20 protein-coding genes are annotated in these 22,264 nt (G+C 59.3%); 11 read left to right on the top strand and 9 right to left on the bottom strand.

Annotated elements, in window-relative coordinates; all coding sequences use genetic code 11:
- Window positions 1-150: 150 nt before the first annotated feature.
- The 4 genes from panP to ABNF92_RS12420 form a co-directional block, all read right to left on the bottom strand.
- Window positions 151-1,827 carry a pyridoxal-dependent aspartate 1-decarboxylase PanP gene (gene panP / locus ABNF92_RS12405; RefSeq protein WP_069182142.1) on the bottom strand — a complete coding sequence of 559 codons (1,677 nt, stop codon included), beginning with the start codon at window positions 1,825-1,827 and terminating at the stop codon, window positions 151-153.
- Between the two features lie 189 nt (window positions 1,828-2,016).
- Window positions 2,017-2,361 carry a DUF503 domain-containing protein gene (locus tag ABNF92_RS12410; protein WP_014578525.1) on the bottom strand — a complete coding sequence of 115 codons (345 nt, stop codon included), beginning with the start codon at window positions 2,359-2,361 and terminating at the stop codon, window positions 2,017-2,019.
- A 151-nt stretch (window positions 2,362-2,512) separates the two neighbouring features.
- The gene (locus tag ABNF92_RS12415) at window positions 2,513-4,213 is read right to left on the bottom strand and encodes an isovaleryl-CoA dehydrogenase (RefSeq protein ID WP_222465522.1); all 1,701 of its coding nucleotides are present in this window, start codon (window positions 4,211-4,213) and stop codon (window positions 2,513-2,515) included.
- A 2-nt stretch (window positions 4,214-4,215) separates the two neighbouring features.
- A complete protein-coding gene (locus tag ABNF92_RS12420; RefSeq protein ID WP_349342305.1) occupies window positions 4,216-4,848 on the bottom strand; it encodes a TetR/AcrR family transcriptional regulator in 633 nt (210 codons plus the stop codon).
- Between the two features lie 272 nt (window positions 4,849-5,120).
- Between ABNF92_RS12420 and ABNF92_RS12425 the strand changes: the two genes are divergently transcribed.
- The 5 genes from ABNF92_RS12425 (at window position 5,121) to ABNF92_RS12445 (ending at window position 11,187) form a co-directional block, all read left to right on the top strand.
- Window positions 5,121-5,342: a hypothetical protein gene (locus ABNF92_RS12425; protein WP_064229770.1), complete on the top strand. Its 222-nt coding sequence runs from the start codon at window positions 5,121-5,123 to the stop codon at window positions 5,340-5,342.
- A gap of 226 nt (window positions 5,343-5,568) precedes the next feature.
- Window positions 5,569-6,522: a lipase secretion chaperone gene (locus tag ABNF92_RS12430; RefSeq protein WP_349342306.1), complete on the top strand. Its 954-nt coding sequence runs from the start codon at window positions 5,569-5,571 to the stop codon at window positions 6,520-6,522.
- A 141-nt stretch (window positions 6,523-6,663) separates the two neighbouring features.
- Window positions 6,664-7,683: a porphobilinogen synthase gene (gene hemB, locus ABNF92_RS12435; RefSeq protein WP_349342307.1), complete on the top strand. Its 1,020-nt coding sequence runs from the start codon at window positions 6,664-6,666 to the stop codon at window positions 7,681-7,683.
- Between the two features lie 51 nt (window positions 7,684-7,734).
- Window positions 7,735-9,876: a polyphosphate kinase 1 gene (gene ppk1, locus ABNF92_RS12440; RefSeq protein ID WP_349342308.1), complete on the top strand. Its 2,142-nt coding sequence runs from the start codon at window positions 7,735-7,737 to the stop codon at window positions 9,874-9,876.
- 15 nt (window positions 9,877-9,891) lie between these two features.
- Complete coding sequence (locus ABNF92_RS12445; RefSeq protein WP_349342309.1) at window positions 9,892-11,187, top strand: DUF945 family protein; 1,296 nt, start codon at window positions 9,892-9,894, stop codon at window positions 11,185-11,187.
- Between the two features lie 59 nt (window positions 11,188-11,246).
- On the opposite strand, the gene coaD is transcribed toward ABNF92_RS12445, so the two are convergent.
- The 4 genes from coaD to ABNF92_RS12465 all read right to left on the bottom strand — a co-directional run bounded on the left by coaD (window position 11,247) and on the right by ABNF92_RS12465 (window position 15,851).
- Window positions 11,247-11,723 carry a pantetheine-phosphate adenylyltransferase gene (coaD, locus tag ABNF92_RS12450; RefSeq protein WP_349342310.1) on the bottom strand — a complete coding sequence of 159 codons (477 nt, stop codon included), beginning with the start codon at window positions 11,721-11,723 and terminating at the stop codon, window positions 11,247-11,249.
- A gap of 243 nt (window positions 11,724-11,966) precedes the next feature.
- Window positions 11,967-13,562, bottom strand: coding sequence for a GMC family oxidoreductase (locus ABNF92_RS12455; protein WP_349342311.1), 1,596 nt, complete (start codon window positions 13,560-13,562; stop codon window positions 11,967-11,969).
- A gap of 28 nt (window positions 13,563-13,590) precedes the next feature.
- The gene (locus tag ABNF92_RS12460) at window positions 13,591-14,229 is read right to left on the bottom strand and encodes a hypothetical protein (protein ID WP_349342312.1); all 639 of its coding nucleotides are present in this window, start codon (window positions 14,227-14,229) and stop codon (window positions 13,591-13,593) included.
- 176 nt (window positions 14,230-14,405) lie between these two features.
- Complete coding sequence (locus tag ABNF92_RS12465; protein WP_069182132.1) at window positions 14,406-15,851, bottom strand: coniferyl aldehyde dehydrogenase; 1,446 nt, start codon at window positions 15,849-15,851, stop codon at window positions 14,406-14,408.
- Between the two features lie 192 nt (window positions 15,852-16,043).
- Between ABNF92_RS12465 and ABNF92_RS12470 the strand changes: the two genes are divergently transcribed.
- From ABNF92_RS12470 to gntR, 6 genes are all read left to right on the top strand, one after another.
- Entirely contained in the window at window positions 16,044-16,694 is a 651-nt protein-coding gene (locus ABNF92_RS12470; protein ID WP_069182131.1) for a TetR/AcrR family transcriptional regulator, read from the top strand.
- A 320-nt stretch (window positions 16,695-17,014) separates the two neighbouring features.
- Window positions 17,015-18,025: a TRAP transporter substrate-binding protein gene (locus ABNF92_RS12475; RefSeq protein WP_069182130.1), complete on the top strand. Its 1,011-nt coding sequence runs from the start codon at window positions 17,015-17,017 to the stop codon at window positions 18,023-18,025.
- A gap of 61 nt (window positions 18,026-18,086) precedes the next feature.
- Complete coding sequence (locus ABNF92_RS12480) at window positions 18,087-18,689, top strand: TRAP transporter small permease subunit (protein WP_349342313.1); 603 nt, start codon at window positions 18,087-18,089, stop codon at window positions 18,687-18,689.
- Window positions 18,682-19,998 carry a TRAP transporter large permease subunit gene (locus tag ABNF92_RS12485; RefSeq protein ID WP_069182129.1) on the top strand — a complete coding sequence of 439 codons (1,317 nt, stop codon included), beginning with the start codon at window positions 18,682-18,684 and terminating at the stop codon, window positions 19,996-19,998. Before ABNF92_RS12480 ends, ABNF92_RS12485 begins: the two co-directional genes overlap by 8 nt.
- 1 nt (window position 19,999) lies before the next feature.
- A complete protein-coding gene (locus tag ABNF92_RS12490) occupies window positions 20,000-20,518 on the top strand; it encodes a gluconokinase (RefSeq protein ID WP_069182128.1) in 519 nt (172 codons plus the stop codon).
- Window positions 20,519-21,517 carry a gluconate operon transcriptional repressor GntR gene (gene gntR, locus ABNF92_RS12495; protein ID WP_167352682.1) on the top strand — a complete coding sequence of 333 codons (999 nt, stop codon included), beginning with the start codon at window positions 20,519-20,521 and terminating at the stop codon, window positions 21,515-21,517. It begins immediately after the preceding gene.
- Between the two features lie 7 nt (window positions 21,518-21,524).
- On the opposite strand, the gene yihA is transcribed toward gntR, so the two are convergent.
- Window positions 21,525-22,148, bottom strand: a complete 624-nt coding sequence (gene yihA / locus ABNF92_RS12500; protein WP_069182127.1) for a ribosome biogenesis GTP-binding protein YihA/YsxC — start codon at window positions 22,146-22,148, stop codon at window positions 21,525-21,527.
- Window positions 22,149-22,264 lie beyond the last annotated feature (116 nt).

The raw sequence follows: 22,264 nt of genomic DNA on the forward strand, positions 1-22,264 counted from the left end.
GAAAGCTCGGGGAGGAGTCGGCTGGCGGGACGTTTCAAAAACACGCTGTGAATACGTCCCTGTACGCTTGGCTCCGCCATCCCTGGCTCCGCACAGTTTTTGAAACGTCCCCCCAGCCGCCTCTTCAGGCTCCAGTGTTTCCCGCCGTACTCAAGCCTGTTTGGCGTTTGGCGTTGCCTGCTTCAATACCGCATCCGCCATCTGGTGCAGGATGCTGATCTCATCCTCGATACCCTCATCCCGGGACAACTCTCTCTGTTCCGAAAGGATGTCCGCCAGGATTTCTTTGGTGGTCAGCGGGTTGGCCAGTACCACCCGGAACACGATGCACGGGAAGTTGAAGTAACGGGCCGGTTCCAGGCGCGTCCGTGACACGAATGCCTTGCCCCGTTCCCGCTGGGTTTTCTGAATGAACTTGGTGATCCGGTTCAGGCAGGTGTTGAGCTTTTCCGCCTGTAGGGGGTCGGCAATGGCCAAGGCTTCCTGGACGTTTTCCGGGCAGTAGCGGTAGGTCAGGATGTTCAGTTCGGGCCTGGTGACCAGTTCGAAATCCGATTCGGCTTCGATCATGTCCGCGAAGGTCTTGGCTTTGTCGATGCCCTGGTCGATCAGGATCTCGTAGCCTTCCCGGGCCAGGATTTTCAGGCCGGAGTGGATCAGCATGGACATGCCCGGCCGCGAGCCCTCAAGGGTGGTGCTGCCGAGATCTCGGGAGCCTTTCCGGATGATGTACTGGGCGTGGTGTTCAACGGCACTGGCGAGGCTCGGGTCGCGGAATACCACCAAGCCAACGCCCATGGGGACGTAGAGCTGTTTGTGGGCGTCGAAAGTGACGGAGTCTGCCTTCTCGATACCGCGCAGCAGGTGTTTGTAGGTGCGGGAGAACAGGGTCGGCCCGCCCCAGGCGGCGTCCACGTGGAAGTGGGCGCCGAATTCCCGGGCGATGTCGGCCATGGCATCCAGGGGGTCGACGTTGCCGGTTTCGGTGGTGCCGGCCACGCCGCAGATGGCCATGACTTTGATCTTCTGACGCTGCAGTTCCAGGCATTTGTCCCGCAGGGCATCGGTATTGATGCGGTTTTCGTCGTCGGTATCCACCGGTATCAGGGACTCGCGGCCCAGGCCGAGTACGTCGGCGGCTTTGCGAAGGGAATAATGGCCGCGGCGCGAGACAACGATGGCGGCGCCTTCGTAGCCGTAGTATTTCAGCGCGCGGAACAGGCCTTCCTGGTGCAGACCCCGGAAGCTGCCTTCCGCGGGGAACGCCCGGTTGCGGGCAACCCACAGGGCGGTGAGGTTTGCGACCGTGCCGCCGGAGCACATGGCCCCCAGGGCGTAACGGGGGTCGTGCATCCACTTGCGGTAGAAGGCGCCGTCTTCCTGGTATACCAGGCGGTGGATCATGCCCAGTACCTGGCGTTCCATGGGCGTGAAGGCCTTGGAGGTTTCGGTTTTGACCAGGTTCTGGTTCAGGGCAATCATGATCTTTGACAGCGGCAGCATGAAGTACGGCAGCGCTGAGGTCATGTGCCCGATAAAGGCCGGCGACGCAGTGTGAACGGAGTTGGCCACCAGTTTGTCGAGCAGGAACTGGGCCTGTTCAGACACGAAGACAGGCTTCTCGGGGATGCTGTAATCGGAGAAGTCTTTCTCCACATCCGAGAGATCCCGTTCAACCGCTACGATGTGCTCCTGCAGAAAGCCTGCAAGATTGCTGGAGATGTTCTGGTCAATCCGGCTCAGCGTCGATTCCGGCGCCTCAGGCACCGTGAATACGCGATACATGGCCTCTACCGAAGCCTGGGCGGATTTTTTCTTTCCGGTCATAGGTGCCACTCACACTCAGTGGTCATCCGAAGGGCCGGTTCCGGATGCCCTGCGGATACGGCCGGCATTCATGTCCGGCATTGGTTTCTGGTCACCCGCCGCTGGCAGGCGCACTGGCATCCCTGAGGGGGCGTAGTATACGGCCTGACAACGGGTTACGCCACACGGCTGCTGCCCGGGATTTTCCGGTCAGAGTATCTCCCGGTGTATATCCAGTATGGCAGCATCCACGCGTTCTTCGATGGCTTTTTCGATCTGGTCGAGGCGTTGGGTGATCTGCTGGGATGAGGTGCCAAGGGCCGCAATGGTCCAGGTGGCGCAGTCGAGGGCCTCCTGGTCGGCGGTTTCGGCGACGGCCAGGTCGGGTTCTTTGCCCCAGACGGCCTTCAGGGCGGTGAAGACTTTGCGCTTGGCTTTGAGGTCGTCGCAGCCGTAAAGCTGGAAGTGCAGGGTCAGCACGCCCACGTGGGGGGTGATGACTGGCTGCTGGGGAGCGTGGCCTTCCCGCAGGAGTTTTCTGAGTGCTTCAGACATAGACTTGGGTGCAGGAACCGGCGGGGAACTCCTTTCCAAAACACGCTGTGAATACGTCCTTGTACGCTCTGCTCCGCCATCCATGGCTCCGCAAGGTTTTGGAAAGGAGTTCCCCGCCGGTTCTCGATCTCTCAGTTGGATTCTGTTGTGTCTAGCCTACTACAGGCGTCGCCCGTTTGATAATGGCTGCCGGATCGGTGCCCGAGGGCAGGTTGCCGTAGTTCATCCCGCCATTGGACTGCAGGCGAGAGGCGCAGAAGGCGTCGGCGACGGCGGCATCCGAGTGTCGCAGCAGCAGGGAGCCCTGCAGGGCCAGGGCCATGCGGTCGACGAGGTTTCGGGCGCGGTACTGGAAATCGCTGATGTCGGCGAAGTCGTGTTGTAGCTGGGCCAGGAACTGGTCGAAGCGGCGGTCGGCGCCTTTGGCTTCGGCGGCTTCCTTGAAGAAGGCGTCGAGGGTGTCGGGCTCTTTTTGCAGGGCGCGCAGGGTGTCGAGGCACTGGACGTTGCCGCTGCCTTCCCAGATGGCGTTGACCGGCGATTCCCGGAACAGCCGGGGCATGATGCAGTCTTCCATCACGCCGCTGCCGCCGATGCATTCCATGGCCTCGTAGGCATGGTTCGGTGTGCGCTTGCAGATCCAGTATTTGCCGACGGGGGTGGCCAGGCGTGCCAGCAGACGTTCGTGTTCCTTATCCTGGTTGTCCAGGGCGCGGGCGATGCGCATGGTGTAGGCCAGCGCCGCTTCGCTTTCCAGGGCCAGGTCGGCCAGGACGTTCTGCATCAGGGGCTGGTCGACCAGGCGGGCGCCAAAGGCGCTGCGGTGTCGGCAGTGGTGGCTGGCCTGGGCGATGGCCTGGCGCATGCCGGCGGAGCTGCCGATCATGCAGTCGAAGCGGGTCATGGCAACCATTTCAATGATGGTGGGGACACCACGGCCTTCCTCGCCAACCATCCAGGCCAGTGCGCCCCGCAGTTCGGCTTCGCTGGAGGCGTTGGCGACGTTGCCCATCTTGTTCTTCAGACGCTGGACCTGCCAGGGATTCTTGGTGCCGTCCGGGCGCCAGCGGGGCATCAGGAAGCAGGACAGGCCTCCCTGTGTCTGGGCCAGCACCAGAAAGGCGTCGCACATCGGGGCAGAAACGAACCATTTGTGGCCCACCAGCTCATAGGCCTGGCCGGGGCCGCCAGTGCCGATCGGGTAGGCTCTGGTGCTGTTGGCACGAACGTCGCTGCCACCCTGTTTCTCGGTCATGGCCATGCCGATGGTAACCGAGGTTTTCTGGCTGTCCGGCCGGTTGCGGGGATCGTAGCTGTCGGCCAGTATCCGAGCTTCCCAGTCCGCCGCCAGCTCCGGTTGTTTCCGGATCGACGGAATGGCGGCAAAGGTCATGGTCACGGGGCAGCAGTGGGCGGCCTCTACCTGGGAGTGCATGTAGTACTTGGCAGCGCGGGCAACATGTGCACCCTGTCCTGGATGGCTCCAGGGGCTGCTGTGCAGGCCGTTGTCGAAGGCGATGCGCATCAGCTCGTGGTAGGCCGGATGGAAGTCCACTTCATCAATGCGGTGGCCGTAGCGGTCGTGGGTATTGAACACCGGTTTGTTGGCGTTGGCGCGAAACCCCAGGTCGATGGTTTCCGCTGCTCCGGCCAGAGCCCCGAATGCCTTGAGATCCTCGGCTGCCTTGCCGGCCCCTTCACGGAGGGCTGCTTCCTGCAGGGCGATATCCTGCTCGAACAAGTTGTAGTTCTCCAGAGCCGGAGGCTGGTTGAAGACCTCGTGGGTGCTGGCCAGATAGCGATCTTCCTGGTCTTTTAATGGCATCTCTGGCTGGGGCTGCCGCGCGTTCATAGCTACCTCCTGGTGCCGGTCAACCCCTGCATACAAAAGCGAATGATGGAATTGACCAGCGGGTCATTGTTGTCTTCTTTTGCGCTGTTCGCCTGGCTGGTCTGTGTGGGTGACAGTGGGCCAACCAGGCTTTCCGCGATGGCGCCGACCAGGCATGTACTGCTCTGGAGAGCGTCCTGATCCGGGATGCATCCTTCTTCAATGCCTTCGCGGATCGCTTTCTCAAACAGGTTGGCGTAGGCCTTGCGATACGCCAACCTTTCCTCTTCAACTTTCGGGTCCACCGGCTCGGCGATCAGCGACCAGGCCATTTGCGGGCCTTTCAGTGCCCGTTCGGCAAACTGTCTGAGTGCCCGTTCCAGCCGCTCGGCGCCGTTCCCCCCGGATGCGAGTGCTTCGGCGACCTTGTCCACTTCTCGCTGGGTCGCCAGTCGGAAAATTTCGGCGAACAGGTCTTCTCTGGACTCGAAATGCCGGTAAATAGTTCCTGTGGCAACGCCGGCCAGGCCGGCGATACGGGTCACCCGGGCGCTTCGGAAGCCGCCTTCAGTTACGCACTGATAGGTGCAGTTCACGATCCGTTTCCGCGCCTCGGCTTTGCGCTGGCGCATTTTCTCAGTCTCTCGATAAGCCATTCCGGCTCCCTATAAGTAGTGAATCATTATTCATTCTTTGTGTCAATTTTTGAAGTCACTGACGGATATAAAATTTTCGCATCAAATTCAATCGCTTGTTATTGGTTACAAAAAATTACAAAAAAGGCGTTGCCAGTAAATAGCGTGGTCGCAAAAAGCAGATTATAAAGACGCCAAGGCGAGGCCGTAGGCGGTCGATCGTCGATACGGAGTGAGGTTCCCCGCGGGGTCGCAGCACTCGACCATCTGTTTTCGTTGATGGAGAAAAGATTATGAGTGAATTCGACGAAAGCAACCTGGAGCAGTCCGGAAGCTGGACCAGCGACAGTGATGACAACCATTCCATAGCCGGCCGTGCCCGAGTTCGCGCACAGTTGCAGGCAGACATTGAAGCGTTCCTGAGCCAGGGCGGAAAAATTCAGGAAGTGGATACCTCCTTCCGCTCTGACACGCCGCGCAAGGTGGAAGTGGGTTTTAACAACCGTTCCCTCTGAGCGTTCAGACGGCAGTCCGGGGCGTTCCGCCCCGGCTCCGTTTTTGATCCCTGTCTCGGTATGACCTGTCAGCGTCGTTTATCCTCATTCATTATCGTTTTGCGCCGTTAGACCGGGCAAATCGCCAGTCACCCGATGATGCGGAACGCCTTTGGTAATGAAGTCTCATTCCCGTCTTTTGCTTGTTTTGCTACTGATAATAGCAGCTGTCAGCAGCTTCTGGCTGATGAGAGCAGATCCGATCGGAGTTGGCGAACCCGTCACTTCGGTACCTGTTGAAAAACCATCTATATCAGTAACTCAGGAGGACGGTGCGGCTGCACCGTCGGACCTGGTAAACAGGGCCTCCTCGATACCTGTCCCTGACCAATTGCCTGACTCGCTGGCCGGTACATCAATCCCGGATGGGTGGGCCCGGACAGACCGACTTGGCAATCTCATCCCTACTCCGCATCTGCGGCAACTGTTCGAGTATTTTCTTTCCGCCCTGGGCGAGGAATCGCTGCAACAGCTGGTGGCGCGCATTGAGTCGGCTTTGTCGGTCCTGGATGAGCCGGCCAGATCCCAGGCCCGGGCAACCCTTGGCAACTACCTGGAATACAAGCTGGCTGTTTCGGAACTGGAGCAGAGCTACGGAGAGGTGTCCGGACTCGGCGCCGGGGAAATGCAACGGAGGATGGCAGAGATCCAGGCCCTGCGCCGTACCTGGCTGGATGCTGACACTGCCGACGCGTTCTTTGCCGACGACGAGGCGGTGGACCGTTTCCAGATTGAAAAGCTCAGGATTACAAGCGACGACAGTCTGACCGACGAGCAGAAGGCCGAGGCACTGCGCCAGGCCGAGTCCTCCCTGCCGGAGCCCCTCCGCAAGGCCAGGGAGGAAACCCGCCGGTTTGCCGATTATGAACAGGCGCGCCGGGAGCTGGCGGATGATCCTCAGGCGCTTGCGGCCTGGCGTCAGGAGGTTTTCGGTGAGGCCGCGGCGGACAGGCTCGCCCGGCTTGAGCTGGAGCAAAAGGCTTGGGATCGCCGCTGGCAGGCCTACGCCGATGAGCGGGACCGGTTGTTGTCCTCGGGGCTGGCCGAGCCGGAACGCCAGGAGGCGCTGGAGCGACTCAGAGCCAGCCACTTCAATGAAACCGAACGGATCCGTGCCGAGGCGCTGGATTCGATTCGGTAATCCGCCTGTCATGTAATCGCCTTATCCTGCTGAGGGAGTCTGCAACCGGCGGCGTTGGCCGTGTATGATGGCGCAAAGGGCGCCCGGCGAATGCCGTGACGGTCCATCAGACTTTTTGTTCAGCCATTCAGGAGGTTGTCAGTGCCGATTTCGACTCCCCGTGCGTTTCCCGCCACCCGCCTGCGCCGTAACCGGGCCAGCGACTTTTCCCGTCGCCTGGTTCGGGAAAACCAGCTGACACCGGATAACCTGATCTATCCGGTGTTCGTGCTGGAGGGGGAGGGGCAAAGGGAACAGGTGCCCTCCATGCCGGGCGTGGAGCGTCTGAGCGTTGATCTCCTGGTGGAGCAGGCGGCGGAGTTGGTTGACCTGGGTATCCCGGCCATAGCCCTGTTTCCTGTGGTTCCGTCTGAGAAGAAAAATCTCTCCGGCTCCGGGTCCTGGGATTCGGACGGTCTGGCCCAGAGAGCGGTTCGCGCCCTGAAAGCCGCCCATCCGGAGTTGGGTGTCATTACGGACGTGGCGCTGGACCCATTCACCACCCATGGCCAGGACGGCATCATCGACAACGACGGTTATGTTCTCAACGACGTCACCATTGAGGCGCTGGTCAATCAGGCGCTTTCCCATGCCGACGCCGGTGCCGATGTGGTGGCACCGTCAGACATGATGGATGGGCGAATTGGCGCTATTCGCGAAGCCCTGGAAAACGGCGGTCATGTGAATACGCGGATCCTGGCCTATTCTGCCAAGTACGCCTCGAGTTATTACGGGCCTTTCCGGGATGCGGTGGGCTCGGCGGGCAATCTTGGTAAGGGCAACAAGGCAACCTACCAGATGGATCCGGCCAACGGCGATGAGGCGTTGCATGAAGTCGCCATGGACCTGTCTGAAGGTGCGGATATGGTGATGATCAAACCCGGCATGCCGTATCTCGATATCGTGCACCGGGTCAAGACTGAATTGCGGGTACCAACATTTGTCTACCAGGTCAGCGGCGAGTACGCCATGCATATGGCCGCGGCCCAGAACGGTTGGCTGGACGGTGATGCGGTAATGATGGAGAGCCTGATGGCCATGCGCAGGGCCGGGGCCGACGGAATCCTGACCTACTTTGCCGTGCGCGCCGCCCGCCTGATGCGGGATCGAAAATACGGGTAAGCCAAGCAAGTCATTCGCCACTGGCGGCGAACACACTGGAATCGAGGAATCATGACAACGGATACGGCGAAGAATCAGACGGCAGGGGATGAGCGGAGTGTGCCTGCGCCGGTGGACGTGCCGCCGGTTGGTGAGGAAATCAACCTGGACGCCAATGAAAACTACTTTAACCGGGAACTGAGCCAGCTGCAGTTCAATTATCGGGTACTCAAGCAGGCATTGGATACGACCCACCCGTTGATCAATCGCCTGATTTTCTGCTGCATCTTCAGCAGCAACATGGATGAATTCTTCGAGATTCGTGTCGCCGGTCTGCGCCAGCAGATGAAATACGGCCGTGAAACCGTCGGTGCCGACGGCATGATGCCGGACCAGGCCCTGGCCGAAATCAGTCGTGTGGCTCACGAATACATTCGCGAACAGTACGACATACTCAATAATGTCCTGATTCCCGAGATGGAACAGGAGAACATCCATTTTGTCCGCCGTCGGGAATGGACGCCGGAGCAGGCGGAGTGGGTGCGGACCTATTTCGAAGAGGAGATCCTGCCGGTGGTCAGCCCCATCGGGCTGGATCCGTCCCACCCGTTTCCCCGCCTGGTCAACAAAAGCCTGAACTTTATTGTTGAGCTGGACGGCAAGGATGCCTTTGGACGGGAAACCGGCATGGCGATCGTTCCGGCTCCTCGCTCTCTGCCGCGTCTGGTCCGGCTGCCTGATGATGTCTGCAACGGTGGCGACAACCTGGTGTTTCTGTCGTCCATGATCCACGCCCACGCCGATGAGCTCTTTCCCGGCATGGAGGTGAAAGGCTGCTATCAGTTCCGGCTGACCCGCAATGCGGATCTGGAGCTGGAGGATGACCTTGAAGACCTGGCCTCGGCGCTCCGTGGTGAGTTGCTCAGTCGCCGGTTCGGTGATGGCGTGCGCCTTGAGGTTGCCGACAACTGCCCGGAGGAGCTGGTCCAGTTCCTGCTGAAGGAGTTCGGCCTGACCGAGCGGGATCTTTACCAGGTACACGGCCCGGTCAACCTGACCCGGCTGATGGCGGTTGGTGGGCTGGTAGACCGGCAGGATCTGACCTATTCCGGCTTTTCGCCATCAATTCCCCGGCAGATCCGCAACAAGGAATCGATGTTCGACGCCATTCGCAAGCGTCCGATCCTGCTTCTGCACCCCTATGAGAATTTCAGTCCGGTGGTGGATCTGCTGCGCCAGGCCGCGAAGGATCCCCAGGTTCTGGCCATTCGACAGACCCTTTACCGCACTGGCGCCGATTCGGAAATTGTTGAAGCCCTGGCGGATGCCGCGCGTCGTGGCAAGGAAGTTACTGCGGTCATCGAGCTGCGGGCCCGTTTCAGCGAGGCGGAGAACCTGGAATTGGCCAGCCGCCTGCAGGAGGCCGGGGTGATCGTGGTTTACGGTGTGGTCGGCTACAAGACCCACGCCAAGATGATCCTGATTGTCCGTCGCGAGGAGGGCCGACTGCGTCGTTATGTCCACCTGGGTACCGGTAACTATCACGCCGGTAATGCCCGCCTGTACACCGATTACAGCTTCATGACCTGCGATGAGTCCATCGGTGACGACGTCAACAAGCTGTTCCAGCAGCTCACGGGCATGGGCAAGGCCCTGAAGATCAAGAAGCTGTTTCATTCGCCATTTACCCTCCATTCGCGCCTGCTCAGCCTTATTGAGCGTGAAGCCGGCTATGGCGAGAAAGGCCGGATTATCTTCAAATTCAATGCGCTCACCGAGCTCCAGTTGATCAAGGCGCTTTACCGGGCCTCCCAGGCGGGCGTGAAAATCGATCTGATTATCCGCGGTATCTGTTGTCTGCGGCCGGAAGTGCCGGGCCTCTCGGAGAATATTCGCGTAAGGTCCATCATCGGACGTTTCCTTGAGCATACCCGGGTATACTACTTCGGCAACAACGGCCGCCCGGATGTGTATTGTTCCAGCGCCGACGGCATGGAGCGGAACCTGCTCAGCCGTGTGGAAACCGCTTTTCCGCTGGATGACCCTGAGCTGATTTCCCGGGTAAGGGAGGATCTGGATACCTACCTGGCGGATAATTGCCAGTCCTGGGTGCTGCAACCGGACGGCAGCTATATCCAGAACCAGCCTGGCGAAGACGAAGAACGCCTGGCCTCCCAACTGGTGCTGCTGGAACGGCTGACCGGAAAAACCTGAGTCCCGAACTGGAGAATGCGTTTGAATGCCAAATGGATGATTGCTGGTGCCGGTGTACTGGCTGTAGCCGGTGGTCTGCCCTGGATCGTGGGGTACGTGACTGAACAGCAGTGGCAGCAGGCAACGGAGGAGGTGAACAGTGCGCAACCGTTCCTCCGCATGGAAACCGAAAACTACCAGAGGGGCATTCTCAATGCCCGTTTCAATGGTTCGGTCAACCTCAGAAACCCGGAAACCGGAGAAACCCAACAGTTTGCCTATCGTGCCACAGTGACCCATGGGGTGACCGGCAGCCTCATGGATTTCGAGCCCGAGGGCGGCTGGTCTGCAGGGGATACGGACTGGTTTTCCGGCGAGGAGCCAAGGCTGACCCTGGAAACCCGACTCTGGGGCACCGCAGTGCTTGAACTCGAAGCGCCCGAGATGCGCGTTACTGACGCGGATACCGGAGAGACTCTGGCCTCGAGTGGCGGTCTGGCAAGAATCGAGATCAGTGACTCCGGATCACAGGCCGATGCCCTGATGGTCTGGCCGGCCCTGACTCTGTCTGGTCCGGATCTGGATGTTCGAGTCAGTGACCTGCGCCTGGAGCAGACCATGAGCCATCTGACGGGCGAGGTCTGGACCGGCTCCGGGGAAATTGTGGTGGACTCGTTGGCGGTGACTCCGGTTGCGGAGACTCCCTTCACGCTCCAGGAAATCTCGATTCGCAGCAGCAGTGAGCCGGTCAGTGATGGCGAGCGCCTGGATTCGCGCATGGCTTTCGAGGTTGCCAGAGTTGCAACGGCCGATGAGACGTATGGCCCCCAGCGGCTGGTGTTCGAACTGTCAGGGCTGGACGTGGCGGCCTGGAGTGGGCTGACGGAAAGCCTGTCATCACTGCAGGCCCTTGCGCTCAACCAGGCTTCCGGTGGTCCTCAGCAGTTCGAGCAGCAGATGACTGCCATGCAGCAGGTAAACACAGCCCTGCGTGACCTTGCAGCTGCCGGCTTCTCCGTTGGTTTTCCGGAACTGACCGTAACCACGCCGGAAGGTGTGGTGGAGGGCAGCGCCAGTATTTCCCATCCGGAGCTGACAGCCGATAAGAAAGGCGAGATGTTGATGGTGATGCAGCAACTGACCGGTGAAATGGATCTGAGTCTGCCGGTTGCGCTCGCGGAGGAATATCCGGAGTTCCGGTTGCAGCTGGCACCCCTGATCAAACAAGGGTTGCTGGTCCAGCAAGACGATCGACTGGTGCTTGATGCCAGTATGAGAGACCTCATGCTCGAGGTGAACGGGGTGGAGATCCCTTTGCCGCCGTTGCTCTGAGGCCTGGTTCCCTGTCGTAAAAAAGCCCCGTTGACCGGGGCTTTTTTACGGCTTCAAATTCAGCTGAATTTCTTTTTGAGTGCAGCCTCTACCGCCGGATCGACAAATTCCGATACATCGCCGCCCAGGGATGCGATTTCCCGGATCAGGGTGGAGGAGATGTAGGACAGGTGATTGGCGGGTGTCAGGAAAACGCTTTCCACTTCCGGAGCCAGACGGCGGTTCATGTCGGCCAGCTGGAATTCGTATTCGAAATCCGATACCGCCCGGAGTCCCCGGAGGATCACGGTGGCGCCCTGTTCACGGACAAAATCGGCCAGCAGGTTGCTGAAGCCGGTGACGCTGACATTGGGGAGATGCGCAGTTGCCTGGCGGACCAGTTCGCAGCGTTCTGCGAGGTCGAGAAGTGGCTGTTTCTTGGGGTTGTAGGCAATGGCGACGACGATTTCATCAAACATTCGGCCGGCACGTTCGATCAGGTCGGTGTGGCCGTTGGTGATGGGATCGAAGGTGCCCGGGTAGATGACTTTGGACATGCACAGCTCCTTTTGTTTGAGGCTAACAGGATATCAGGATCACCTTTGGTGCTGTAGTCCGGGCATCCCTGTGCATGCGTTCCAGGGCTCGTGCCATGCGCCTGTGGCTGGCCTCCTCCCGGGAAACGCTCCGAGCACATCCATGTGCGCTTGGCTCAGGCCATCCCTGGCCTTCGACATTCCCGGGAGGAGGTCAGCCACAGGCGCGAGCTGACCATGGGTTTTACCTCCCCGTCAGCTTCATTAAGTCTCACTCAGTTTTTGCGCCAACCTCGTACTGTTCCTCGCTGCCAGCGCATAGACCGACAGCTGCGGGTTTGCCCCAATGCTGGTCGGGAAAATCGAGGCATCGTGCACGCTGAGGTTGCTGACGTGGTGGTGCTCGCCGAAGCCGTTGACAACCGAGGTTGCCGGGTCCGCGCCCATGGCGCAGCCGCCCATCTGGTGGGCGGTGAACAGGCGGACGCGGTGGGGTGCCATGGGGAGTTGGTCGATGGCGGCTTTGGCGTCGGTCCAGTTGGTGTACCAGTCGGAATCCAGGTGCATCAGGCGGACTTTTTCGGCGCCGGCGGCGAACTGGATTTCGGCCATGGTGTGGAAGGCCTTGCGGAGGCCCTCCCAGAGGTAGTCGGTGACCGGGTAATCCAGTACCGGGCTGCCGTCGTCGCGTAGGGATACTGTGCCGCCGGGGCTTTCGGGGTGGAAGCCGTCCCGGAGCAGGGCGATGACGGACTGCATGTGGGGCAGACCGGCCATGTTGTTGATCTGGGTTTCGCCGTGGCCGGGGATGACGCCGCTGGACATGCCAGGATGCAAGGGCGGTACTTCGAGCTTGTAGCCAACCGGGCCGTCGACGCCGTCGCGGAAGTTGAATTCGTCGGAGTAGATGGATTGGGGCGCGCCGTAGAACGGATCGACGCGCTGAGGCATCTGGGCGACGGTGGCGTTGACCGGATGGATGAATGAGCGCTTGCCGATGCGCTGGTTCGGGTCCGGGATGTCGGAGCGGAGCAGCAGGCCGGGGCTGCCGATGGCGCTGGCGGCGACCACGAAGTGTCGGGCTTTGAGCGTGACCTTGATCCCGGTTGGGGTGACGCCATCATCCGCAAAGGCAGAGGCTTCCAGGTGGTCGATCTTGTCCTGGTTCATGACCAGGCGGTCGGCGCGCAGGCTGTGGAACAGGCGGGCGTTGTTGTCGAGTGCACCGGGGATGGTGGTCATGAGGGCGCCCTGCTTGGCGTTGGTCGGGCAGCCGACGCCGCAATAACCCAGGTTCCAGCAACCTTTGACGTTGCGAGGAATGATCTGCCAGCTGTAGCCCAGTTTCTCACAGCCCTGGCGCAGGATGTCATTGTTGACGTTGGGGTCTACCTGCCAGGGCGACATGGAATGCCGTTCTTCCCGGCCGTCGAACCAGGGCGCCATGGCCTTCGGGCGGAGGTCTTCCAGTCCAAACTGGTCGGCCCAATAGTTCAGGGTCGGCTCTGGTGTACGGAAACTGCTGGTCCAGTTCACCGTGGTGGAACCGCCAACACAGCGGCCCTGAAGAATGGCGATCGCTCCGTCCCGGGTAACCCGGCTCATGCCTTCCTGATAGAGGTTGGCATAGGAGGTCTGCTCGTCCATCTTGAAGTCTTTCTGGTAATACAGCCGGCCTTCTTCAACGAGGATGACGGACAATCCGCTGCGAGCGAGAATCTCTGCAGTGGTCCCACCACCGGCGCCGGTTCCGATAACAACAACGTCGGCTTCCGTGGTCAGGCTTTCCGTCAGTCGAGCACCATCGGTGACTTTCCAGCCCGATTCCAGGCCCCGGGCAATACGATCGGTTAATGACATGCTTTTGCTCCGTCAGATCAGCTGGCAATCAGGCGTTTTGGAATTGTGGTAGTGCGTCGACAGCATACTGGGGCGGTCCGGGGTAGCCGGACAGGTGCCAGAAATCGCGATAGCCATAAAACGCCACGTTACTGATCTTGGTCAGCGCTATGTAGCCATTGTTGAACAGCCCGATACGGCTGGTGCGCCAGCGTTCCAGAAACGCATCCGCTTCCTCTGTGGTTACATTCGGCCAACTGGACCAGACCCGGGCAACGGTCACGCGGGTGAGCCCGAAGTTCAACAGATCAAACAGTCGCCGCAGTTCCTTCTGGTTGGCCGGTCCGAACTTGTGGATGCCGGCGTCAATTCGCTCGATCGTCCCGGCAATTGCCATGTTTCTGGCCTGGGGCTGCTCTGGCAAACCCGGACCAACCATGGCGGGCAGCAGGGCCTCGAACAGCGCTATGTCATCCTCGGTCAAAAACCGGAACTGGTAACTGGCATCCATACGGGTGCCAACGGCACTGAGTCTGCCCGCTGGTTGCGTCGCGCAACCGCTCAGCCCGGCGGTGACACTGACGGTACCAAGAAAAAGAGCGCCGCCCAGTCCGGTTTTGAGAAAGCTTCGGCGGTTGAGATCGTTAAATTGAGGGTGTCCTGACGGATCAGGGGGCTGTTTCTGCATGGGTGTATTCTCGTTATTGTTCTATTGAAGGCACTGACGTTGTCTGATCGTCGGGGGCCGGTTCTGCCTTCCGAAACTGTGCAAAACAGGGATGTTTTGCTCAAGCCTACACGGACGTATTAACGGCGTGTTTCGGAAGGCAGAACCGGCCCTCGACAGACTCCCACAAATGGGCCCTAGCGGATAAAGAACTTGTAAACCATCTTGTGCGCCGCAGTCCCGTGGGGCGCATAGACAAACTTGCCGCTGTTGAATTTCTGCTTGGTGAAAATGGCGCGGTGATGGGAGAAGGTCAGGAACCCTTCGCGGCCATGGTAGTGCCCCATACCGGAATCGCCGATGCCACCAAACGGCAGATCGTCCTGGGCAACGTGCATCAGTGAGTCGTTGATGCACATGCCACCGGAGTGGGTGTTGTCTACCACATGCTGCTGCTGGGTCTTGTCGTATCCGAAGAAGTACAGGGCAAGGGGCCGCGGGCGGTCATTGATGTAATGGATGGCTTCATCCAGCCCACCATAGCTGACGACCGGCAGAATCGGACCAAAGATCTCATCCTGCATCACCTTCATGTCCGGCGTGGTTTTCAGGACCAGTGTCAGAGGAATTTTGCGGGTGCCATCCTTGAGATTTTCCCGGGCCGGATTGATTTCCACCAGCTCGGCGCCCTTCTCCCGGGCGTCCTCCAGGTAGCTTTGCAGGCGATCGTACTGCCGCTCATTGATGATGGCGGTGAAATCGTCGTTGTCCCGCAGGCTCGGGTACATCTCGGAAAAGCGGGCCCGGAATTCGTCGACAAACGACTGCACCCGGTCGGCGGGACAAAGCACGTAGTCTGGCGCCACGCAGGTCTGCCCTGCGTTGAACGCCTTGCCAAAGGCAATCCGCTGCGCAGCGTCTTCCATCGGTACATCCGGCGAGACCACGGCCGGGGATTTGCCACCCAGCTCCAGGGTGACCGGCGTCAGGTTCTCAGCCGCTGCCTTCATGACCAGCTTGCCTACTGACGTAGAGCCGGTGAACAGCAGATGGTCAAACGGGCGCGCCGAGAAGTCCGCAGCCACGTCAGCCTCCCCGGTAATCACCGAGACCAGGTCTTCCGGGAAGCTGGCTTCGATCAGTTCCTTGAACAGGGCCGAGGTATGGGGTGTGTATTCCGACATCTTGATCATGGTCCGGTTACCTGCGGCCAGGGATGCGACCAGAGGACCCACCGCCAGATACAGGGGATAGTTCCAGGGCACGATCACACCTACCACGCCCTTGGGCTGGTAGTGGACCTTGTTGCTGGCAGGCTGGAACAGCACGGATACGTGGCGTTTGGATGGCTTCATCCAGCCACTGAGGTTCCTGAGCGTGTAGTTGATGCCCTGGATTGACGGCATGACCTCGGCAATCAGGGATTCGTCCTTCGAACGGCAACTGAAATCCCGGTCAATGGCATCCAGTAGCCGGTCCTGGTTGCTCAGCAGTACCCGTTTAAGGCGCTTCAGGTTCTCCTGCCGCTCCGCCAGGGAAGGCATGGGGTTGTTACGGAACGCCTTTTTCTGATCTTCGAACACCCGGTGGGTGTGCTGGATCTGTTTCTTGCTCTCGGTGAGCTGAACGACAGTGGCTCCCATGATGCTTGCTCCTCTGTGGCCGCGACCAGAGTTGGTTCGCGGCCTGGCATTTCGGATACTGAACAATTGGCGAAAAAGTGTTCAGTTTGCGTCTGGGGGTATTATTAGAGTATATACTCTAGTGAGTCAAGCGGGGCCGGATGGCGAATCAGGCCATCTGTGAGCTGTACAACAACAAACGCCGACGGGTCTATGAAGACAAGAGACAAAATACTGCTCTCCAGCCTGGAGCTGTTCAACGAACGGGGCGAGCGCAACGTCACCACCAATCACATTGCAGCGCACCTGGCCATTTCGCCGGGCAACCTCTATTACCACTTTCGCAACAAGTCGGACATCATTTACGAGATCTTCCTGGAATACGAAAAGCTGGTGGATTTCTACCTGGATATTCCGGAAGACCGGGCCATGACCCTGGACGACATGACCTTTTATCTGGAATCGGTCTTTGACGGTCTCTGGAGTTACCGATTCTTCCACCGGGATCTGGAATACCTTCTGGACAGCGATCAAAGGTTGCGGCAGGACTATCGCGATTTCACCAATCGCTGCCTGGCATCCATCAGTCGGATCTTCGAGAAACTGGCGGAAGCCGGCATTATTGAGCCCCAGGAGGAGGACCTGCGGTCGGCGATGTCGCTCAATGTGTGGCTGGTGATTACCAACTGGATGGCGTTCCTGAAAACAGCCCATGCAGCCGAGGAATCGGCCTGCCTTACCCTCACCGAGTTGAAGCAGGGCATCTATCAGGTGCTGACACTCGAAATTCCCTATCTGACACCGGCGTATCGGGAGCGCGTGATGGCCCTGAGAGAAAAATACCGCCCGGCATTGCACGACTGAGATGTTCCAGGTTCCGCGGTGTGTAAGTGAAACCCGAAAATCTGGTCAAAAAATGATCTAACCTGGAACTTTGCGCGAAGATTAGAGTCACAAGGGTGACGTTGGGAATTCGGACATTCCTTGCGTCTCCTGAGTGCGATCTCAGGTTTTAGCACGTCGCAAACCCTGACGTTTCACCGGTCTGCTTTTGGTAGGCCGGTTTTTTTATTCCCTGCTGTTTCCTGCTCAAAAAACACCCTTGTAAGTGGTTTCCGAATTAGATACGCTGCATATGTTACCGGTAACATATGCCGGCACAAAAACAATCAGGAGACGCGATTATGTTCCCAACCCGATTCGCAACTGGCGTACTGTCAGCTGCACTTGCCTTTAACGCCTTCGCGGCGGACTACACCTTCAAGTTCCAGTCCTCCGATCCCTCAGGCGTCAAGAACTTCGAGATTCAGCAACAATGGGCTGACCGCGTCGAAGAAATGACAGGTGGCCGTGTTGCGATTGATCTGCTGCCCGTGGGTAGTGTGGTAAGCCATACCGAGACTCTCGGTGCCATGAATATGGGCGTTCTGGATGGCCATGTATCGGTTACCGGTTATTTTTCCGGCAAGGATCCTGCGTTCGGGCTAATTGGCAATACCGTGGGCGCCTGGTCCAGCCCGGACCAGCTCATCGATTACATCAATTATGGCGGTGGCTATGAGCTGATGAACGAGCTCTACGCGCCCTATGGCGTGAAGTTTGTTGGCGGTGGTGGCACTGGCCTGGAGTCGTTTGTTTCGAAGAAGCCTCTAGACGGTGTGGAGGACCTGAAAGGCCTCAAGATGCGTGCACCGGAAGGTCTGGTGCAGTCGGTGTTTGCCGCCGCCGGGGCAGCGCCGGTGAATCTGCCAGGTTCCGAGGTATACACGGCACTGAGCAAGGGTGTTATTGATGCCGCCGACTACACGGTGTTTTCTACCAACCACGAAGCCGGCCTGCACGAGATTGCCCCGCATCCGGTGTACCCGGGCTTCCACTCCCTGCCGCTGATCGAAATTGCCATGAACCTGGAGGATTGGGAAAAGCTTCCCGAGGACATTCAGACAATCATGACCGTCTCGGCCCGGGACTTCGCCCAGGATATCAGCACCCAGCTGGCCATGGCTGACAAGAAGGCCGTCAGGGAAGCCCGCGACAATCCTGATATAACCGTTCATGACTGGTCGGCGGAAGAGCGTCGGAAGTTCCGCACCATTGCCCGGGATCAGTGGAAGAAATACGCTGAGCAATCCCCCAATGCCGAGAAAGTCTATCAATCGGTAACAAGCTATCTGGAATCCCAGGGCCTGCTCTGAAGGCGATGCCCCGTAACCAGTCACTGGACGGGCAAGGCCTGCCCAGTGCGCGGAGTTGATTATGTCTGCTGCAAACTTTTCCTCCGGGCCGGAAAGCACTCCGGGCCAGGGTGATCTACTGCCCGAAACCGACGAGGATATCGGCTTTACCCGCCTTGACCGTGCCATTGTCTGGCTGGGGAAAAAGCTGAGCCTGGTGTTCGCGTTGATTGTTCTGGTGTCTTTCTACGAGATTGTCCGCCGATATGTATTCGGATCGCCAACGCTTTGGGTGCATGAAACGGTGACCTTCGCCGGTGCCACTCTATTCGTGCTGGGTGGGCTCTATGCACTGGCGACTGATCGCCATGTGCGTATCGTACTGATCTACGACGCAGTGTCCCCGGCCGTCCAGCGCTGGCTGCGGGTGGTTCACCATCTGTTCGGGCTGGCGTTCTGCCTGATGATGCTCTATGCCAGCTGGTTCATGGCCAAAGGCGCTGTATGGGCCCCCTGGGGTGGCTGGCGTCTGGAGACTTCCGGGTCGGCCTGGAATCCGCCGTTTCCCGCCTTACTGAAGGTGATCATTCTGGTAGCCATTGCTGTCATGACCCTTCAGTTCATCCTGCACCTGCTCCGTGATCTGCGTGGTCCGGCACCGTCCGGGGAGAAAGACAATGTTTGAGCTGGCTTCCCTTGGAATTGGCTACGGCAGCCTGCTGATGCTGGTGATGCTGATCGTGCTGTTGCTGACCGGCATGCAGCTGGCCTTTGCCACCGGCCTGGTAGCCCTCGTCTTTGCCCTGGGCTGGTTTGGCCCGGACGCGCTGCCGATCGTCAGCAGCCGTCTGTACAGCTTTATCGGCAACTACGTTTTCCTGGCAGTGCCCATGTTCGTGTTGATGGCATCGCTACTGGACCATTCCGGCATTGCCCGGGACCTGTTTGATGCCATGGCCCGTTTTGGCCGCAAGCTGCGCGGTGGTGTCGCCCTCCAGACCCTGGTGGTGGCGGTGATTCTCGCTTCCATGTCGGGGGTGATCGGTGGCGAAACCGTGTTGCTTGGTATTCTGGCACTGCCGCAGATGTTGCGCCTGGGTTACGATCGCAAGCTGGCCATTGGCACCACCTGTGCCGGGGGTGCGCTGGGGACCATGTTGCCGCCGAGCATTGTCCTGATCATTTATGGCCTGACCGCAAACGTCTCCATTGGTGACCTGTTCAAGGGCGCGTTCCTGCCCGCGCTGATCCTGGCGCTACTCTACATGGGCTACGTGCTGGTCAGGGTCTGGCTGAAGCCGGAGATGGCCCCCATTCCCTCCGACGAGGATCAGCCGGACAACCCGGCGCCGAACTTCTTCAAGGCCCTGCTGTTCCCGATTCTGTCGGTAGTGGTCGTGTTGGGCAGCATCTACGGCGGCGTGGCGTCGGTTACCGAGGCGTCGGCCCTGGGTGTGCTGGGTATTGCCATCAGTACCTGGATCCGGGGCGAACTGTCTCTGGCCATGGTGCGCAAAGCCACGATCAGTACCCTGAGGGTGTGTGGCATGATCATCTGGATCGGCATCGGCGCCACCGCTCTTGTGGGTGTCTACAACCTGATGGGCGGTATCGAGTTTGTCCGCGAGATGGTGTTTGCGGTCAGTGGCGGCGATAGGCTGACGACCATCCTGTTCATGATGTTTATTCTGCTGATTCTGGGCATGTTCCTGGACTGGGTCGGGGTGGCTCTGCTGACCATGCCGATTTTCGTGCCCATTGTTACGGAGCTGGGCTACAGCCCGATCTGGTTCGGTGTGGTGTTCTGTATGAATATGCAGGTATCCTTCCTGTCGCCGCCCTTTGGCCCGGCCGCGTTCTATCTGAAAACGGTAACCCCCAAAGACATCACCCTCGGCGAGATCTTCCGGTCACTGCTGCCGTTTATTGCCTTGCAGATTGTTGCGCTGGCCCTGTTGATTGCATTCCCGCAACTGGCTTTGTGGTGGCAGTGATATGAGTGTTTCCAAAATCATCGTCATGGGTGTGTCCGGGTGTGGCAAAAGCCTGATTGGTACCCGGCTGGCGGAACGTCTTCAGGTGCCGTTTTTCGACGCCGACGACTTCCACAGCCCAGCCAACGTAGCCAAAATGGCCAGCGGTGTGCCGCTGACCGATTCCGATCGCAGCGGTTGGCTGGATGATCTGGCGGGGCTGGTCGAGGGTGAGCAAGGCGGTCTGGTGCTGGCATGTTCTGCCCTCAAGCGGGCGTACCGTGGACGGCTGAGGTCGGGTAATCCGTCACTGCAGTTTGTCTATCTCAAGGGCGACATGGAAACCATTTGGTCCCGGCATTCCAGTCGGGAGGATCACTATTTCAACGGTCGGATCATGCTCGAAAGCCAGTTTCGCACACTGGAGGAGCCGGAACCCGAGGAAGGGGTCATTGTCGTGGACGTGCGCGAACCGCCCGACCGGATTGTTGAGCGCTGCCTGTCAGCGCTGGGTACATCTGACCAGGGGCAGGAAAACTGAATGGTGAAGAAGAAGCGCCCAACACTGCAGGATATTGCCGATCGGGTCGGTGCCACGAAAATGACCGTGAGCCGTTGCCTGCGGGGCGGCGATAATGTGTCTGAACACATGCGCGAGCGTATTTTCGCCGAGGCAGAGGCTCTGGGCTACATCCCGAACAGGGCGCCGGACTTGCTGTCCAAATCCACCAGTCATGCAATCGGGGTGCTGCTGCCATCGCTGACTAACCAGGTCTTCGCCGATGTCATCAAGGGGATCGAATCTGTCACCGAGCCGGCGGGCTATCACCTGATGCTGGCCCACTACGGTTACAGCCGCGAGGTGGAAGAGCGCAGTCTGGCCTCGCTGCTGTCCTATAACGTCGATGGCGTGATCCTGTCGGAAAGCCAGCACACTGACCGCACCCTGCGAATGCTGGGGACTGCGGGCGTGCCCACGGTGGAAATCATGGACACCCACACGACGCCCTTCGAGCAGGCGGTGGGCTTTGACAATGTGCGTGCGGCCTATGACATGGTGCGTGAGATGATTCGTCGCGGTCGCCGCCATGTGGTGTACCTGGCGGTTCGGCTGGATGCCCGCACGTTGCAGCGACAGCAAGGTTACACCCGCGCCATGGAGGAGCAGGGGCTGACTCCCGTCACCCTGCGCAGTGAACAGCGCTCATCATTCAGTGTCGGCGCCACATTGCTTCAGCGCATACTCATTGAAGCGCCGGACACTGACGCGATATTTTGCACCAACGACGACGTGGCTATAGGCGCGTTCTACGAGTGCCAGCGGCAGGGTATCGAAGTGCCGGGTCAGATGGCGATAGCCGGCTTCCATGGCCACGATGTTGGCCAGGTCATGGTACCGACACTGGCCAGTGTTATTACGCCACGTGAGCAGGTGGGCCAGAGGGCCGCTGAGGCCCTTATTGCTCGCCTTTCCGGCGCGACCATGGACCAACGGGTGATTGACCTTGGTTACCGGATCGAGTGTGGTGGCACCCTGTAATTCCGTGTTACTCCGCTTCCAGCCAGTCGATCAACGCCTCCCGGCACTCCTCCACGCCCCGTTTTGACGTTGCAGAGAACATGATCAGGTGTTCCACGCAGGTGTACGCTTTCAGATCCTTTGCGATGCCGAGCATGGCCGTTTTGGCCTGGCCGAACTTCAGCTTGTCGGCTTTGGTGGCCAGAATCATCAGCGGCAGGTTGTTATGCTCGCACCATTCCACCATCATTTGGTCGAAATCGGTCAGCGGATGACGAATGTCCATCACCAGAACCAGGCCACGCAGACAGCGCCGGTCATTCAGGTAGTGACCGAGGTGTTGCTGCCAGTCGTCTTTCATGTCCCTGGATACTTTGGCGTAGCCGTATCCGGGAAGATCGACCATTCGGCAGTTCTCTCGGTTGAGAGAGAAGAAGTTGATGAGCCGGGTACGCCCGGGAGTCTTACTGGTCCGGGCCAGCTTGCCGTTGGCCGTGATTGCGTTCAGGGCGCTGGATTTTCCGGCGTTGGAGCGGCCGGCGAAGGCGACTTCGGCACCGAAATCCGGCGGGCACTCATCCAGACGGGAAGCGCTGATGAGAAATCGGGCGCTGTTGAAAGAGAGGCTTTTTTGAGTCAGATCAGGGTCCACAGCGGTTGGCTTTCCTTTGGATTTCAGTTATCAGGGATTAATGTATAATGCTACACCAATTCCGGGCGGCGCGCTGCGCGCGACCGCTGTCAGCCCCGGTTTTGAGCCTGAACTGG

It is taken from the genome of Marinobacter sp. MMG032, from assembly GCF_040112695.1.
GTDB lineage: Bacteria > Pseudomonadota > Gammaproteobacteria > Pseudomonadales > Oleiphilaceae > Marinobacter > Marinobacter salsuginis.